Genomic DNA, 14,152 nt, shown 5'->3' with positions numbered 1-14,152 from the left:
TTCTGCCCTTCTTTTACCGCCGATGAGGGTTTTATGGGTAGCAATTCGCCGCACTTTCGGCATACTCACAGCCGCGAACCCGACAGACTCACAGCGAGACGTTACCTTACTGACAATCATTGTCATTATCAATACCGGCCGGGTCGCACCCAGGCGCGTTGGCCGATCCCGCCACAGCGCCGGCGTCGAACCCTCGGGGTTAGGACCATCCCGCGCCGGCCTGGCCATGGCAGCGACTCCTCACCAGTGGATCGAGCTTGACGACCGCCTTGAGAATGGCCGGCGGAACTAACAACCAGCCACTAGTCGGCTGACGGGCCCCAAAAGTTCCCGCTAATCGGACTCCCAGTTGCCCGGCAACATGGGCAGCGAGGGCCCGTTGCCGAACTCGTCACCGGCAAGCGTCGTCAACCCCGTCGCCTCCGCGGTGTCTTGCCGCGCCGTTCCGGCGAAGCCCAGCGGCCCCGCGCCCTGCTCCGATGCCACCGACGAGGCGGCTGGCAGGGCCGGATCCCTAGCCGGCGGCGGTGCCGTTCCGGCATCGGGTTCCAGATGCATGAACTCGTAGCCGCGGTAATGGTCTTCCATGGCCGCCCGACGGCGCCGCCGCGCCTGCTGTCGTTCAGATACCGAAGCCGCGGCCGGCGCGGAGGCCGAAGCCGCATCGGGCTCCGGCGCCTTGCGCTGGGCGCTGCTACTCAAACCGGCCCCGGTGCCGATGCCGGGGCCGCCGACCAGGTAAGGGAAGGCGGCGCCTTCGACGCCGGCGGGCGGTGGTGACCCTGCGGGTGCGGCAGCAGGGGTCGATGCGGGCGAGGGTGCTGACGTCGGCGCCGACGACGGCGCCGGGGCCGCGGCACTCACCGCGGCGGGGCTGGCGGCCACCGCCGGCATATTCGTGGCCTGGGGTGCGGGCGCGGGCGTCACGGCGGGGACCGGCGCCGGCGCTGCGGGCTGGATCGCGGCCAGCGCGGTCAGGGCCGCGAATCCTCCGCCGGCTCCGGCCGGCACGAGGACCGGAAGCGCCAGCAGTTGCGGGAACGCCTGGAAAACCTGGATCGCGTGCACGAATTCGTCCAGGATCAGCCCGATGATGTCGTGCAACAGCTGCGCCAGCCCCGCAGCCGGGTTGTGTTCGATCAGGGTGATATCCCGCCCGATGGTCTGCGGGATTTCCAGCCAACGGTTTAGCCACCAGCTCAGGTCGTAGGGGTCACCGGAGTCGTTGTCGACGATGTCGAGGTAGCCGCCGTCCCCGCTGTCGGAGCTATTGGAGCTAGCGCTGCTGTTGACGATCTGTGGCGCCGGATCGGTCTGCGGCGCGGAGGCCACCGCCGTCGTGGAGACCGCCTGATAGGTGGACATGGTGGTGGCCGCCTGAGTCCACATCCGCGCGTAGTCGGCCTCGTTGAGCGCGATGGGAATCGTGTTGATCCCGAAGAAGTTCGTCGCCAACAATGCCCCATGCACGGCGTGGTTGCCGGCCAGTTCCGGCAAGGTCGGCATCGCGGCCAACGCAGCGGTGTAGGCGGTGGCCGCGGCCTCGTGCTGGGCGGCCACCGCCGCGCTGTCGGCGCTGGCCCGTGTCAGCCACACCAAATAGGGCACGTGCGCGGCCACGTATCGCTCGGCGCTGGGCCCTTCCCACGCCCCGGCCTGTACCGCGGCCAAGGTTGTGCTGAGCTCGTCGGCCACCGAAGCATAGGTTTCGCTCAACGACGTCCACGACGCGGCCGCGGCCAACAAGCCGGCGGGCCCAGGGCCGCTGCTCAGTAGCGTGGAATGGACCTCTGGCGGAAACGCCATCCACACCGGTGCTGTCATGCCTGCGCGCCCGGTACCACAATCGACCAAACGACCGATCCGTGCGAACAAACGCATGGCGCCATGGCCAAGACTCCTCGCCGGGCTTACTTCAACGACCGCCTGGGCTGTGTGACGGCGTACGGGTTAGCCCGGTAGTAGTCGGGCAGCGGTAAGCGAAAGTTCCGGCCCGCGGCCAACTCATGGAAAACTCATGAAAAACCGGCCATGATCAGCGATGGCGGCGGTCTTCTGAGCCTCTCAGGCTCGAACGGCGCTCACCAGCGTGTTTCGCGCGATCATCGGACCGGCTTCGGTATCGGGGCCGGGCAGTGGGCGGCCGACCTGTCGAAGGTAATCGGCCAGTGGCGTGCCGACCGCGCTCCAGCCGCGCTTGCCGAACCATTCGGTGGCGGGCGCGATCTGCTCGTTGTAGACGAGCTGGAAAAAGACCCGCTGGTCGCCCTGCGCGGTGGCGGCGCGTTCTTCGGCCACAGCGGCCTCGAACTCCTCGTGCTTCATCGGGGCACCGTCCTCGACAGCGACGTGGCTGCCGTGGCCGGCCAGGCCGTCGATACCGGTGAACAGCTGCTCCTGGGCGGTGGCCGGGAGGTAGATCAACAGGCCCTCGGCGATCCAGGCGGACGGCTTGACCGGGTCAAAGCCGCTGTCGCGCAATGCTTGTGGCCAGTCTTCACGCAGGTCGACGGCGATCTCACGGCGCTCGGCGCGCGGTTGGGCGCCGACGCCGGCGAGGACCTCACGCTTGAAGTCGAGCACTTGCGGCTGGTCCAGCTCGAAGATGGTCGTCGCGGCCGGCCAGTCCAACCGGTAGGCACGCGAATCCAACCCCGCCGCCAGGACGACCACCTGCCGCACGCCCGCGGCTGCCGCGCGCTGGAAGTATTCGTCGAAGTACTTGGTGCGGGCGCCCTGGAAGTTGACGAAATGCTCGCCGAAGTCGGCGGTCTTCAGTTGGTGCTCGGGGTCCTTGCCGTCAAGGACGTCCGCCGCGGAACCGCCAACGGCGCGGCAGAAAATCTCCGCGTAGGGATCCACGGCCAGCGGGTCGGGCTTTTGCGCCTCCAACGCCCGGGCCGTTGCTACGAACAACGCGGTCGAACCCACACTCGTGGTGATGTCCCAGGTATCGCCTTCGCTTCGCACCCGACCCACACTACGCCGTCGGTCCGACGCGCCTTTTCCGATGGCGCGCAACGGTTATGGAAACACTGGCATAACTGGCCGCCGCAGTCGGCGGCTGAGGCCCGGTCGTCGAAACCCCTTGAGCCGTGAATCCGTCATACTGGGATGCCGGCAAGGCGGGGCCTTGCTGATTTGTCACGACGATGTTTGGGGAGCTCACCATCGAGCCGTCGCTAGGCTGGTTGCTTCAACCCCTTACCGTGGAAACGTTTCTCGACGAGATATGGGCGAAAACGCACTACCACGTCAAGCGCTGCCGCCCTGGCTATTTCGATACCCTGCTGTCGGGCCCGCCGGTGCTCGATGAACTTTTGAAGCTCTTTCACCGCGAACCGTCGGCGCTACGCCTGGTCAGGGAAAAGGACAAGAAGGCCGGCGACAGCTACCGGCTTGGTGACGGCAGCCTCGATATTCTCCGCGTCCGCAACGACTTTGCCGACGGTTACACCATCGTCATGGACGGCATCGAGCGCTACGTGCGCGCGATCGGTTCCTTGTCCCGCTCGATCGAGGTCGAGCTGAACTTCCCGGTACAGGTCAATGCCTACATCTCCCCGCCCGAGTCGCAGGGGCTGGTGCCCCACTACGACGGCCACGATGTGTTGATCCTGCAGATCCAGGGATCCAAGACCTGGCATTTGTACGAGGGCGCCGACGTACCGCTACGCGAGATGCAGCGCGAAAAAGACAACGCGGTACCCACCGAGGGCCTGCCGTTGCCCACCGACTTGCATCTGGAAGCCGGCGACGCGTTGTACCTGCCCCGTGGCAGGGTGCATGCGGCCGAGACAGACTCCGAGCCATCCATGCATCTGACCGTCGGAATCCACGCGCCCACTCTGTTGATGCTTGCCATCGGGGCGCTGTATTCGCAGAGTTTCCACGATGACCGTCTCAACGCCTCGCTGCCTGCGCGTCATCTCGATGACGCGCAGGTGCGGGAAACCGTGGGCGGTTTGATGTGTGACGCGTTCAAAACCGTTGCGGATCCGACCGCGCTCGCAGGGGGTCTAGACGCGTTGGCGGATGTCTTGGTCCGCCGTGGCCAATGCCCGCCCATCGGTCCTGTCTCGAACGCCGCACGAATCGACGGACAAACACTGGTGAAGAAGTACCAGCCCCTCTACTCGCGGGTGAAAGCTGTTGCCGATCGCGTTGAGTTGCAGTTTGCGACGCTGTCGGTGGGCGCTACTGCCGACCACAAAGCCGCGATGCAGTTCATCTCGGCAAGCTCCGGGCCGTTTCGGGTTGGCGATTTACCTGAGCTCACCGCGCAGCAGCAGCTGGAACTCGCCCGATCCTTGATCGTGAGCGGATTTTTGGTTCCGGTCTCGGACTGATTCGACCTGTCGATGGAGCTCGCCGATCTCGCCCGCTGGACGCCGGTCCGGCTCGACTTTTCCGGGCCTTCCCCGGTGGTCTTTTGGGCGGACCTGTCAGCGGAGCGCTTTGTCGAACCGTTCTTCGACCAGACGCTGGCGCGGTGGGCATCCGGCCCGCGGGCCCGGCCGCTGGTACGGACGGGACTCGAGGCGCTTGTCGCTCTGGATAGCGAGCCGTCGCTCGAGCCGGCGGGCATGATCTTTCACCTCTCGCGCTGTGGATCAACGCTCGTGTCCCGGCTGCTGGGCACACTTCCCGGCGTCGTCGTCCTCTCCGAGCCGGCGCCGCTGAACATGCTGCTCGGGCAGGAGCACGATCGGGTCGATGACGCCGAGTTGACTGAGGTTGTGCGGCTCGTAGTGCGGGCACTGGGCCGACGCCGCCACGGCGACGAACGGCGGCTGGTGCTCAAATGCTCGAGCTGGAACATCCGGCGCCGGCCAATCCTCGCCGCCGCCTTTCCGGAAACCCCCTGGGCCTGGGTTCAGCGCGACCCGGTGCGCGTGCTGGCTTCGCTGTTGGCCACACCGCCCGGGTGGCTCGGCCTACAGGCCGCACCGAAGCGGGCCGCCGCGCGCTTCGGCCTCGACCCGGCCGCGGTCCCGGCGATGGCTCGAGCCGAGTTCGCCGCCCGCGCCCTCGGCTCGATGCTGCAGGCGGCCGCCGGCGATCCGGCGGGGCGACTCTGTATCGACTACGCCGACTTGCCCGCTGCGGTATGGCTGACCGTGGCGTCACATTTCGGGCTGGAGGTCGACCGTGCCGCCGTCCCCCGCATGACCGCGGAATCCCGGCTGTATGCCAAAGATGCGAAACCCCGGATCTTTACCGGTGATATCCCCGAGCAGCGCCCGATCACTGAGGAGACGGTTCAGGCCGCTCGCCGCTTCGCCGAGCCCGGCTACCGCGCGCTCGCGGTGGCGGCCGGGTGCGCGGATACAGATTGAGCGCGCGGCACCGTGGCAGATGAACTCGCGCCTGCCGTCCTCGGCGAACTCCGCGTGTATCGGCGTCATCATCTGGCCAATTTTTTGAGAACGATTATCATTTCTATGTGATCGCCTATACTCAGCGTCGCAAGTCTCCCCACCGGTGTTGTTCTCGCTTTCGGATAGGTCCGTCGGTATATGCGATGCCGCCACGCCCGGCACCGCCGAGGAAGCCCGGCCCGTAACGCACGGTCCCGGAACCCGTTAGCGACCAGAACGAAGTCGTGGTCACCATGACGGCGCACTGGACCGGCGAGTGCCATGGGAACAGACGGTAAAGGAGCGCAGCCATGCCCGCGGCACCGGCAGGACGACGACGTCGAAGCACCATAAAACGCCAAGCTGTTCTCGACGTGCTGAGCAGCGGCGATAATTTCCGCAGCGCGCAACAGCTCTATTTCGAGATCTGCCAGCAGCGGGCCACCCGGATCGCACTGACCACCGTCTACCGCATACTGCACGCCTTGGCCGAGGAGCGCATCGCCGAAACACAGCGCGCCGAGGACGGCGAGAATCTCTACCGACTGCGCACCGGGTCCGAGCACCGCCACTACCTGGTATGCCGGCGTTGCGGCGATGCGGTGGCGTTCACCCCGACCGCCCTGGAAAAGCACACTACGGAGCTCACTACCGAACACCACTACGCCGATGTCTCTCATTACATCGACCTCTATGGGACCTGCCCCCGATGTCGTGAGGCTTGAACAGACCGGTAGCACTGCCATGCATCGCACGACGGCTTGGCTTCCCCCTCGGAACGGCAGCACCTATGCTAATGAAAATCGTTGTCGCTTTATCGGCCATCCGAACGGGAGCCCCATGTGACTGCCCGCCAGCGTCCTCGTGCCACGGTGAGGGTTATCGCCGTCCTGTCGACGGTCGCCCTGGCGCTAGCCGGTTGTGGTTCCCATTCGCCGCCGCGGCCGTCCTCGGGCTCGTCGACGAAGGTGAACGTGGTGGCCGCGGAGAATTTCTGGGGCGACATCGCCAAGCAAATCGGCGGCGACCATGTGAACGTGACATCGGTGATCAGCGATCCGAATGCCGACCCGCATCTCTACGAGTCCGACGCGAGAACCGCTGCCGCGGTGAGCGGCGCGCAGCTCGTCATCGTCAACGGCCTAGGTTACGACGATTTCATGGGAAAGATGCTGTCCGCATCGCCCAATCCGGACCGCAAAGTGCTCACTGCGGCCGACGTGATGCAGATTTCGGGGACCAACGCCAACCCGCACATCTGGTATGACATCGCCAAGGTTCCCCAGGTGAGCTCAGCGATCGCCGCTCAGCTCGGCGCGCTCGACCCGGCCGACGCCCGGATCTTCACGGGCAACGCGAAGGCGTTCAGCGACAGCCTGGCACCCATTAACGCCGCAATCGCGAATATCAAAACGAAGTACGCCGGCGCGCCGGTCGGTTACACCGAGCGGGTGCCGGGCTACCTCCTGGACGCCGCCGGGTTGAAGTTGGCCACGCCCGCCTCGTTCGCCCAAGCCATCGAGGACGGCAACGACCCCAGCCCCGCCGACAATTCGGCGATAGACACCGCGGTGAAAAATAAGGCGATCAAGGTCCTGTTGTACAACGCCCAGGCCACCAGTCCGGCTACCGACACTCTGAAGGCCCTCGCCCAGCAAAGTGGAGTGACGATCGTTGGGGTTAGCGAAACGCTGCCCACTACCGACGCGAACTTTCAAGCCTGGCAACTGCGGCAGATTAACGAGCTCACCAGCGCGTTAGGAAAGTAGCCGAACATGACGATCTCGGCCGACCCCAAATCCACGGAACCGACCGTCGAGTTGTCCGCCGCCGGGCTGGCCTACGGTTCGCGGTCGCTGTGGCAGAACGTCGACCTCGCGGTGGCACCCGGCGAGTTCGTCGCGGTGCTGGGCCCCAACGGCTCGGGCAAAACGTCGCTGGTCAAGGTGCTGCTCGGATTGACCGCCCTGTCGTCGGGATCGGCACTGGTGTGCGGTGCCCCGCCGCGTCGCGGCAACCACACCATCGGCTACGTCCCGCAACAGCGGGGCTTCGAACATGATCTGCCGCTCAGGGGCAGTGATCTGGTGCGGCTCGGGGTTGACGGTCATCGCTGGGGAATCGGGTTGCCCAGCCTGGGGCGCCGTCGCCGCATCGAAACCGCGGTCGATGCCGTCGGGGCGTCCCGGTTCGCCGACGCCCCGATCGGGCGGTGCTCTGGAGGAGAGCAGCAACGCCTGCGAATCGCCCAGGCCCTGGCTGGGAACCCGAAGCTGTTGTTGTGTGACGAGCCGCTGCTGTCACTGGACATCAGATACCAGGCCGAGGTGGTTGACACACTCGACCGACAACGCCGCGCCTCCAACATTGCGGTGCTGTTCGTGACTCACGAGATCAACCCGATCCTGGGAGTCGTCGACAGGGTGCTCTACCTGGTGGGCACCCGCTGGGCGATCGGCGCTCCCGAGGAGGTGCTGACCAGCGCCAGGCTCTCGGAGTTGTACCAAACCACCGTCGACGTGCTGCGCGTGCAGGGGCGGATCATCATCGTCGGCGCACCGGAGGCAGTGCGGACGGCGGACGACCATGCCAACCAAGAAGACAAGGTGGTGGCGCGGTGACGCTGTGGGATTATCTGCACGTCACGTTCGTCCAGAACGCCCTCATCGCGGCCACCCTGGTAGCGGTGACCGCGGGCCTGATCGGCCCGTTCGTGATCATCCGTGACCTCGCGTTCGCGGTGCACGGCACCGCCGAGCTCGCGTTCACCGGCGCCGCGGCCGGCCTGCTCGTCGCCAACAACCCTGTGTTGGGAGCGCTGCTGGGATCGGTCGTCGTCGCCACCGCCATCGGGCTGTTAGGCGACCGTCCCCGCGAGCGAAACTCCGCGATCGGGGTGATCCTGGCCTTCGGGTTGGGTGTGGGCGTGTACCTGCTTTCGCTGTATACGGGCTTCGCCACGGCCGCCACGAACATACTGTTCGGACAACTTTTCGGCGTCAGCCCCAGCCAGATCGCTCTGCTCATCGTCGTGGCGGTCGCCGTGCTCGCCACGATGACGCTGCTGTACCGCCCGCTGCTCTTCGCATCCGTCGATCCCGACGTCGCACTCGCACGCGGGGTTCCGACCCGGTTGGTGGGGTTGCTGTTCGTCTACCTGCTCGCGCTGACCGTCACCGAAGCCGCTCAGATCGTCGGCACGCTGCTCGTCCTCAGCCTGGCGATTACACCCGCAGCCGCGGCCACCCGGCTCACCGCACGCACCCCGGTGCTGATCGCCTTGTCGATCGGATTTGCGTTGATCGCCGCCGACGGCGGGCTGCTACTGGGCCTGCTTCGACCCAACGTCAAAGCCAGCGTTTTCATCAGCAGCATCAGCTTCGCGATCTACGCAGTAGTCCGGCTGGCCAGCCCAGGTTTGCGCCAGTCCATCGCCGGCAGCCGCGCAGCCAAGTGGGTGACGTTCGGCCCACGTGAGGTAGCGGACAAGTAGTGAGGTACCGGCACCGGATTGCCCGACACTTCTTGTGCGCTAGGGGGCTTCAGCGTCGGACTTGCCCGGGGCGGGTTGCCGGCTGCCGTAGCGGCGGCGGAACTTCTCCACCTGTCCGGCAGTGTCGACGATGCGGCGGCTGCCGGTCCAGAACGGGTGTGAATCCGAGGTGACTTCCACGACGACCAGTGGGTAGGTCGAAAGCCCCTGCGGCGTCTGCCATTCGACGGTGCGCGCACTGGTGAGCGTGGAGCGGGTCAAAAACATCGCACCGGTGTTGGCGTCCTGGAAGACGACAGCGTGGTAATCGGGATGGATGTCGGGCTTCATGAACGATCTGGATCCTGCCTGTTTCGGGCTGCGTTGTCGATGGCTTCGGCGAAGTCTTCACACGGTTCTTCGTGCCAGTCGCCGAACGGGTCGTCGTAGTGGATCCACTCGTGCGGAGACAGAAATTCTTCGTCGGTGAGCAGGGCACCGTGCAGGGCATCGAGAATGTCGGCGGTCCTTGCGCCACATACCAGGATGACCATCGCCGTGTGCCGGTCGCCGTAGAGGTCGTCCCAGCCCAGCTCGGCGAACGCGCGTCGCTCCGCGTCGATGCCGTCGAGCTCCGGACCCTTCAGGGCGGCCAGCCACTTGCCGGCCGAACTGACCCGCAGGCCGCCGCCGGCAGATTCCAGCCACATCGCCTGTTCGGGTTGGCTCGCCAGCCACAGCCGCCCCCGGGTTCTGATCACGCCGTCGAGTAGCAGATCCAGGCACGCGTGCAGGCGCTGCGGATGGAAGGGGCGTCGGGCATCGAACTCCATCAGGTTGATCGGCCCGCGGGAGTCCAGCGGAGGTTGCCCGGCCAGCAGCGGACCGTGGGGGTCGTCGCTGCGACCGCAGCGCGCGTCGCGGTAGAGATTGTTCAGCGCATCCTCGATGTCCTCGGCGCCCACCCGGACGCGGGCGCGCGGGCACAACCGGCGCAACACGGCAGCCACGAACGGATCGGCGCGATTGAGCACGACCACATCGGCGAATTCGGCCTGACCGATCACCACTTGGGCCTCGGTGCGCCCGTCGTCGAGTTCGTCCTCACCCAGAGCTTGGTTCAGCCACGTCGTTGAATCGACCGCGGTCACCACGGCGGCGATCGACACATCCAGGGCCGCGGGTCCGTCGACATATCCTGGCGCCACACGCACCCGAACGTGGTTGATGGCGAAGCAAATCGGTTCGGGTTCCAGCCAGGGCGCCAAGTGCACCACGATCCGGTCGACATCGTCGCGGCGATGCAACTGGCGCAACAGGATTAACAGATCGTTACGGATGGTGCACGACACGCAGCCGTGCGCGAGCTCGAGTCCACTCTCGGTGCTCGTCAAGACGCCATCCGACAGCGTGACCATCGTTCGGCGTACCACGTGGCCGTCGAAACGGTGCTCGACGACCAGCGTTCCCGGGGTCCGCAGCAGCGTACCCACAACCGCGTCGGTGTCCTGCTGGCCGGCGACCAGGATGACGGGTGTCCGCATCACCCTCCTTGTTGGTAATCATTTTCATCTGGGCGACTCTTACGGTACCGTGCCTGGCAGAACTTGTCGAAAATGATTTTCAATAAGCTAGAGAGGTAGGTGCACGGTGTCCGCCCATTGCCAGGTGACCGGCCGGCGACCGGGTTTCGGTAACGCGGTGTCGCATTCCCATCGCCGAACTTCTCGGCGTTGGTCACCCAACATCCAGCTCAAGACGTACTACCTGCCGTCGGAGGGCCGCCGGATCCGGCTGCGGGTCAGCGCCAAAGGCATCAAGGTCATCGATCGCGACGGCATCGAGGCCGTGGTGGCCCGGTTGCGCCGCGAAGGGCAGCGAATCTGATGGCGCGCAACGAGATTCGCCCCATCGTCAAACTGCGCTCCACCGCGGGCACCGGATTCACCTACATCACCCGCAAGAACCGGCGCAACGACCCCGACCGGCTGGTGCTGCGCAAGTACGACCCGGTGATCCGCCGCCACGTCGAATTCCGAGAGGAGCGCTGAGCATGGCCAAGAAATCCAAAGTCGTCAAGAACGACCGTCGCCGGGCGATCGTGGCGCGCTACGCGGAACGCCGTGCCGAACTCAAACACATCATCCGCTCCCCATCGAGCACCGCCGAACAAAGGACCGCGGCACAAACGGAATTGGCCCGCCAGCCCCGCGACGCCAGCGCGGTGCGACTGCGCAATCGTGACGCAGTCGACGGGCGTCCACGCGGGTATCTGCGCAAGTTCGGACTGTCCAGGGTGCGGGTGCGCGAGCTGGCTCATAACGGGCAGCTACCCGGGGTGCGGAAAGCGAGCTGGTAATGGCCAAGAAAACTGCGCGCACCCGTCGGCCGCCCTTGCCGAAAGGCCGCGCGCCCAAAAAGAATTTGCTCGCCGGCCTCGGGCTGGACGTGGTCGACTACAAGGACACCGCGACGCTGCGCGTGTTCATCTCCGAGCGCGGCAAGATCCGTTCCCGCCAGGTCACCGGCCTGTCCGTCCAACAACAACGACAGGTCGCGACGGCGATCAAGAACGCACGCGAAATGGCGTTACTGCCCTACCCCGGAGGGAACACGGCACGGTGACGTCTGCGCATCGCGGTACCGACCGCCCGTTCACCGTCATCGTCTGTGCCACCTGCACCGCCAATCATCACATGTCGGTCATCGACGAACTGCGTCCCACCATCCGGCGCTGCCCACACTCCATGCTGGTCGAGGCTGTCTGCATGCTCGGACCACTCACCTGCGCCTCCCGCCCCACCGGATGCGGCGTGATGGCCGTGGTGCAACCCTGCACGAATGACCGAGCGGCGTGCGGGCCGCCCCATTGGGTGGGCCCCATCGCCGATAGCGATGACGCGGCGGCGCTGAGCGATTGGCTGGAGCTGGGGCAGTGGGAAAACATGCCAGTACCCAGACCGCTTGGCCGCCACCGGTTCTGGGCGCGTAACGCCGGTCGGAGCAATTGACCCAAGGCCGTCAGTGCGGATACGCGTAGGGGTTGGGCGGAGCGTCGATCCGCGTGACGACGGCCGCTTGTAGTGTCGGGATCGCGTCCGAGTTCGGTTGCCGCGTAGCGGGTGTGACTTGACCCTCTACCCGCAGCCAGGTGTTGTCCGGTAGCCCGGCGGCGCCGCCGGCGGCGGGGCCACGCAGATGGATGCGAGCCAACTGCGCATCGGCGGCACAACAGATGATGACGACGCGACCAAGATCCACACCCTGTGCCTCGTTGAGGACGAAGGCCGTCACCGTGATCGATCGATTCTTCAACGATCCGGTGGTGTCGTGTGCCTCGCGCATCAATACCTCCGGCAGCGACACCTCGGGGGACCGGCCCGGCGGCAACGGCGGAAACGACCTATTCAGAACGTCATTGGATACCGACGACACCGACGGTGCGGCGGCAGAGGGCCGAAGCGCCGGGGGCGACACGAACATCAAAACCAGGACGGGAACGACGAGCAACCACACGATGCCGGCCCGATGGGAATGCTCGTGACCGTGATCGCCGGTCGCATCATCCGTCCGAGGACCGCCCCGGCGAATATCGCCGATGATCGCCACGAGCGCCAGCCCGATGAGCAGCACCGCTGAGAAGGCCAGCCACAGCAGCAGTCCCGGCTTGACGTAACGGGTGAAACTGCCCGACACCGCGATCACGGCGATGCTGATGCCCACCAACAGCAAAACGGTGTTCTCGGTTTCGCGGCTCATTAGCGACCACCCAGGACGAATAGCCCCACCGCACAGGCACTTGCGGTTGCCACCAGGAAGGTGCAGGGCGCGAAGCGTGCCGCGAAAGCGCGGCCGAACATGCCCGCCTGCATGGCGAACAGCTTCACATCGACGGCCGGGCCGACAACCAGAAACACCAGCCGGGGCAACAACGGCACCATCGTCATGCTGGCCGCCACAAACGCGTCCGCCTCCGAGCACAATGCGAGCACCACCGCCAAGACGGCCATCAGCGCGACTCCGAGGATCAGGTCGGACGCCAGATGTGAGAACACCCACTGCGGCACCACCACATGAAGCAACGCCGCCGCGCCGGCACCCACTACCAAATACGATGCGGCCTGCAGGAAGTCGTGGCGGGCCGCCTCGGCGAATACCACCCAACGCGATTCGCTCTGCGCCCCCGCGGTCGGCAGTCGACGGGTGATCCACTCCGGACGGCCCCAGCGCGACCACACCCAGCCCATCACGACCGCGGTCAGCAACGACGCGCCTAGCCGGGCGAAAACCATTTGCGGCGCACCAGGAAACGCCACCGCGGTGGCCGCCAGGACGACCGGGTTGATCGCCGGCGCGGCCAGCATGAACGTCAGTGCCGCGGCTCCGGTGGCACCTCCGTCGCCGAACAATCGTCGTGCCAGCGGAACCGACCCACATTCACACCCCGGCAGGGCCGCCCCACCGATGCCGGCCGCTACCACGGCCACCGCCGGACGACGCGGCAGCCAACGCGCCAAGCGCTCCGGCGACACGAAGACGGCGATCAGCCCACTGACGACCACCCCGAGCACCAAAAACGGAACCGCCTGCACGAAAACCCCGCAGAACACGGTGCCCACCGTCGACAATGCCGCACTGTCCAAGACCGCATTCCGCAGCGTCGACGCGGCAAACGCGCAAGCCAACAGAATGCCCACCAGCACTTCCATCGACCCGAGCCGGAACCTGCGGCCGGACTTCAGCGTCGTCATCGTGTCATTATCGCAGCGCGCCCACAGACCGAGGCTCCGGACAAGCCGGCGCGGCCGGCTTATTCCGGGGCGCTGTCCCGGCTTTAGCCGTCCTGCGCCTCTTCGTCCGCGCCGCCGCCTTCCCAGGTGCCGGGCGTCATCGGCATCGTGGGACCGCCGCCGAACTCGTCACCGGCCAGCGTGGCCAGTCCGCTCGCGGTAGGGGCCACCGCGCTGCGCGCCGTGCCGGCGAAGCCCAGCGGGCCGGCTCCGGACGCCGACGCCAACGCCTCGGCGCTCGGTGGTGCACCCCAATCGGGGTCGACCTCGACGTTCATGTCCATGAACTCATCGCCATACCCGCGCTGCCGCTGCCGCTGCCGCTGCCGTCGACGCGCCCCCGCTGCTTCCCGCGCGGATGCGGCGGCCGCCGCCGCGGCGGCATCGGGCTCGGGCGCCTTCCTTCTCGCGCTGGAGCTGGCGCTGGAACTCATCCCCGAGCTGAGCCCAAGGCCGGGCCCTATCAGGTAGGGAGGGGTGAAGCCCGGTGGCTGTCTCTTATACACATCTGACGCTGCCGACGATCGCAT

The 14,152-nt window shown here is 66.3% G+C and carries 17 protein-coding genes and 1 pseudogene; 11 read left to right on the top strand and 7 right to left on the bottom strand.

Annotated features, from left to right (window positions below; genetic code table 11):
- Positions 1 to 333: 333 nt before the first annotated feature.
- Together A5782_RS23890 and A5782_RS23885 are read right to left on the bottom strand one after the other, a co-directional pair.
- Positions 334 to 1,824: a PPE family protein gene (locus A5782_RS23890; RefSeq protein ID WP_067104735.1), complete on the bottom strand. Its 1,491-nt coding sequence runs from the start codon at positions 1,822 to 1,824 to the stop codon at positions 334 to 336.
- Between the two features lie 240 nt (positions 1,825 to 2,064).
- Positions 2,065 to 2,970, bottom strand: coding sequence for a class I SAM-dependent methyltransferase (locus A5782_RS23885; protein WP_067104733.1), 906 nt, complete (start codon positions 2,968 to 2,970; stop codon positions 2,065 to 2,067).
- A gap of 182 nt (positions 2,971 to 3,152) precedes the next feature.
- Between A5782_RS23885 and A5782_RS23880 the strand changes: the two genes are divergently transcribed.
- The 6 genes from A5782_RS23880 to A5782_RS23855 all read left to right on the top strand — a co-directional run bounded on the left by A5782_RS23880 (position 3,153) and on the right by A5782_RS23855 (position 8,853).
- Positions 3,153 to 4,349 (top strand): cupin domain-containing protein, encoded by a 1,197-nt coding sequence (locus A5782_RS23880; RefSeq protein WP_067104731.1) that lies wholly within the window; start codon positions 3,153 to 3,155, stop codon positions 4,347 to 4,349.
- 12 nt (positions 4,350 to 4,361) lie between these two features.
- A complete protein-coding gene (locus A5782_RS23875) occupies positions 4,362 to 5,339 on the top strand; it encodes a hypothetical protein (protein WP_067104729.1) in 978 nt (325 codons plus the stop codon).
- A 332-nt stretch (positions 5,340 to 5,671) separates the two neighbouring features.
- Positions 5,672 to 6,085 (top strand): Fur family transcriptional regulator, encoded by a 414-nt coding sequence (locus tag A5782_RS23870; RefSeq protein WP_067104727.1) that lies wholly within the window; start codon positions 5,672 to 5,674, stop codon positions 6,083 to 6,085.
- Positions 6,086 to 6,202: 117 nt separating this feature from the next.
- Complete coding sequence (locus A5782_RS23865) at positions 6,203 to 7,129, top strand: metal ABC transporter solute-binding protein, Zn/Mn family (protein ID WP_231986768.1); 927 nt, start codon at positions 6,203 to 6,205, stop codon at positions 7,127 to 7,129.
- 6 nt (positions 7,130 to 7,135) lie between these two features.
- On the top strand, positions 7,136 to 7,981 hold the full coding sequence (locus A5782_RS23860) for a metal ABC transporter ATP-binding protein (RefSeq protein WP_067104719.1): 846 nt from the start codon (positions 7,136 to 7,138) through the stop codon (positions 7,979 to 7,981).
- Complete coding sequence (locus A5782_RS23855) at positions 7,978 to 8,853, top strand: metal ABC transporter permease (protein WP_082943073.1); 876 nt, start codon at positions 7,978 to 7,980, stop codon at positions 8,851 to 8,853. The genes A5782_RS23860 and A5782_RS23855 overlap by 4 nt, the downstream gene beginning before the upstream one ends.
- A 39-nt stretch (positions 8,854 to 8,892) precedes the next feature.
- Here the strand turns inward: A5782_RS23855 and A5782_RS23850 are convergent, their stop codons facing one another.
- Positions 8,893 to 9,183 (bottom strand): type B 50S ribosomal protein L31, encoded by a 291-nt coding sequence (locus tag A5782_RS23850; RefSeq protein WP_067104717.1) that lies wholly within the window; start codon positions 9,181 to 9,183, stop codon positions 8,893 to 8,895.
- Positions 9,180 to 10,376: a ribosome hibernation factor-recruiting GTPase MRF gene (gene mrf, locus A5782_RS23845; RefSeq protein WP_067104715.1), complete on the bottom strand. Its 1,197-nt coding sequence runs from the start codon at positions 10,374 to 10,376 to the stop codon at positions 9,180 to 9,182. Before mrf ends, A5782_RS23850 begins: the two co-directional genes overlap by 4 nt.
- Before the next feature lie 106 nt (positions 10,377 to 10,482).
- Here mrf and rpmB point away from each other — a divergent pair, with 106 nt between their 5' ends.
- The 5 genes from rpmB to A5782_RS23820 are packed head-to-tail and all read left to right on the top strand — an operon-like array spanning position 10,483 to position 11,843.
- Entirely contained in the window at positions 10,483 to 10,719 is a 237-nt protein-coding gene (rpmB, locus tag A5782_RS23840; RefSeq protein WP_067104713.1) for a 50S ribosomal protein L28, read from the top strand.
- Positions 10,719 to 10,883: a 50S ribosomal protein L33 gene (rpmG, locus tag A5782_RS23835; RefSeq protein WP_067104711.1), complete on the top strand. Its 165-nt coding sequence runs from the start codon at positions 10,719 to 10,721 to the stop codon at positions 10,881 to 10,883. Before rpmB ends, rpmG begins: the two co-directional genes overlap by 1 nt.
- Before the next feature lie 2 nt (positions 10,884 to 10,885).
- Entirely contained in the window at positions 10,886 to 11,191 is a 306-nt protein-coding gene (gene rpsN, locus A5782_RS23830; protein WP_067104709.1) for a 30S ribosomal protein S14, read from the top strand.
- Complete coding sequence (gene rpsR / locus A5782_RS23825; RefSeq protein ID WP_067104707.1) at positions 11,191 to 11,457, top strand: 30S ribosomal protein S18; 267 nt, start codon at positions 11,191 to 11,193, stop codon at positions 11,455 to 11,457. The genes rpsN and rpsR overlap by 1 nt, the downstream gene beginning before the upstream one ends.
- On the top strand, positions 11,454 to 11,843 hold the full coding sequence (locus A5782_RS23820; protein WP_067104705.1) for a hypothetical protein: 390 nt from the start codon (positions 11,454 to 11,456) through the stop codon (positions 11,841 to 11,843). Before rpsR ends, A5782_RS23820 begins: the two co-directional genes overlap by 4 nt.
- Before the next feature lie 10 nt (positions 11,844 to 11,853).
- Here the strand turns inward: A5782_RS23820 and A5782_RS23815 are convergent, their stop codons facing one another.
- From A5782_RS23815 to A5782_RS26360, 3 genes and pseudogenes are all read right to left on the bottom strand, one after another.
- Positions 11,854 to 12,591 (bottom strand): TIGR03943 family protein, encoded by a 738-nt coding sequence (locus A5782_RS23815; protein ID WP_067104703.1) that lies wholly within the window; start codon positions 12,589 to 12,591, stop codon positions 11,854 to 11,856.
- Positions 12,591 to 13,583: a permease gene (locus A5782_RS23810; protein WP_067104701.1), complete on the bottom strand. Its 993-nt coding sequence runs from the start codon at positions 13,581 to 13,583 to the stop codon at positions 12,591 to 12,593. Before A5782_RS23810 ends, A5782_RS23815 begins: the two co-directional genes overlap by 1 nt.
- Before the next feature lie 83 nt (positions 13,584 to 13,666).
- Positions 13,667 to 14,152, bottom strand: a pseudogene (locus A5782_RS26360) (hypothetical protein); the annotation flags it as partial.

It is taken from the genome of Mycobacterium sp. 852002-40037_SCH5390672, from assembly GCF_001665875.1.
Classification (GTDB): Bacteria; Actinomycetota; Actinomycetes; order Mycobacteriales; family Mycobacteriaceae; genus Mycobacterium.
This window is presented reverse-complemented; position numbering and strand designations above follow the sequence as displayed.

What these genes read in the sequence shown, in the direction of transcription:
- A5782_RS23870 (WP_067104727.1), top strand. Translation starts at nt 5,672, where the DNA reads ATGCCCGCGGCACCGGCAGGACGACGACGTCGAAGCACCATAAAACGC.
- rpmG (WP_067104711.1), top strand. Translation starts at nt 10,719, where the DNA reads ATGGCGCGCAACGAGATTCGCCCCATCGTCAAACTGCGCTCCACCGCG.
- mrf (WP_067104715.1), bottom strand. Translation starts at nt 10,376, where the DNA reads ATGCGGACACCCGTCATCCTGGTCGCCGGCCAGCAGGACACCGACGCG.
- A5782_RS23860 (WP_067104719.1), top strand. Translation starts at nt 7,136, where the DNA reads ATGACGATCTCGGCCGACCCCAAATCCACGGAACCGACCGTCGAGTTG.
- A5782_RS23810 (WP_067104701.1), bottom strand. Translation starts at nt 13,583, where the DNA reads ATGACGACGCTGAAGTCCGGCCGCAGGTTCCGGCTCGGGTCGATGGAA.
- A5782_RS23815 (WP_067104703.1), bottom strand. Translation starts at nt 12,591, where the DNA reads ATGAGCCGCGAAACCGAGAACACCGTTTTGCTGTTGGTGGGCATCAGC.
- A5782_RS23850 (WP_067104717.1), bottom strand. Translation starts at nt 9,183, where the DNA reads ATGAAGCCCGACATCCATCCCGATTACCACGCTGTCGTCTTCCAGGAC.
- rpsR (WP_067104707.1), top strand. Translation starts at nt 11,191, where the DNA reads ATGGCCAAGAAAACTGCGCGCACCCGTCGGCCGCCCTTGCCGAAAGGC.
- A5782_RS23875 (WP_067104729.1), top strand. Translation starts at nt 4,362, where the DNA reads ATGGAGCTCGCCGATCTCGCCCGCTGGACGCCGGTCCGGCTCGACTTT.
- A5782_RS23880 (WP_067104731.1), top strand. Translation starts at nt 3,153, where the DNA reads ATGTTTGGGGAGCTCACCATCGAGCCGTCGCTAGGCTGGTTGCTTCAA.
- rpsN (WP_067104709.1), top strand. Translation starts at nt 10,886, where the DNA reads ATGGCCAAGAAATCCAAAGTCGTCAAGAACGACCGTCGCCGGGCGATC.
- A5782_RS23890 (WP_067104735.1), bottom strand. Translation starts at nt 1,824, where the DNA reads ATGACAGCACCGGTGTGGATGGCGTTTCCGCCAGAGGTCCATTCCACG.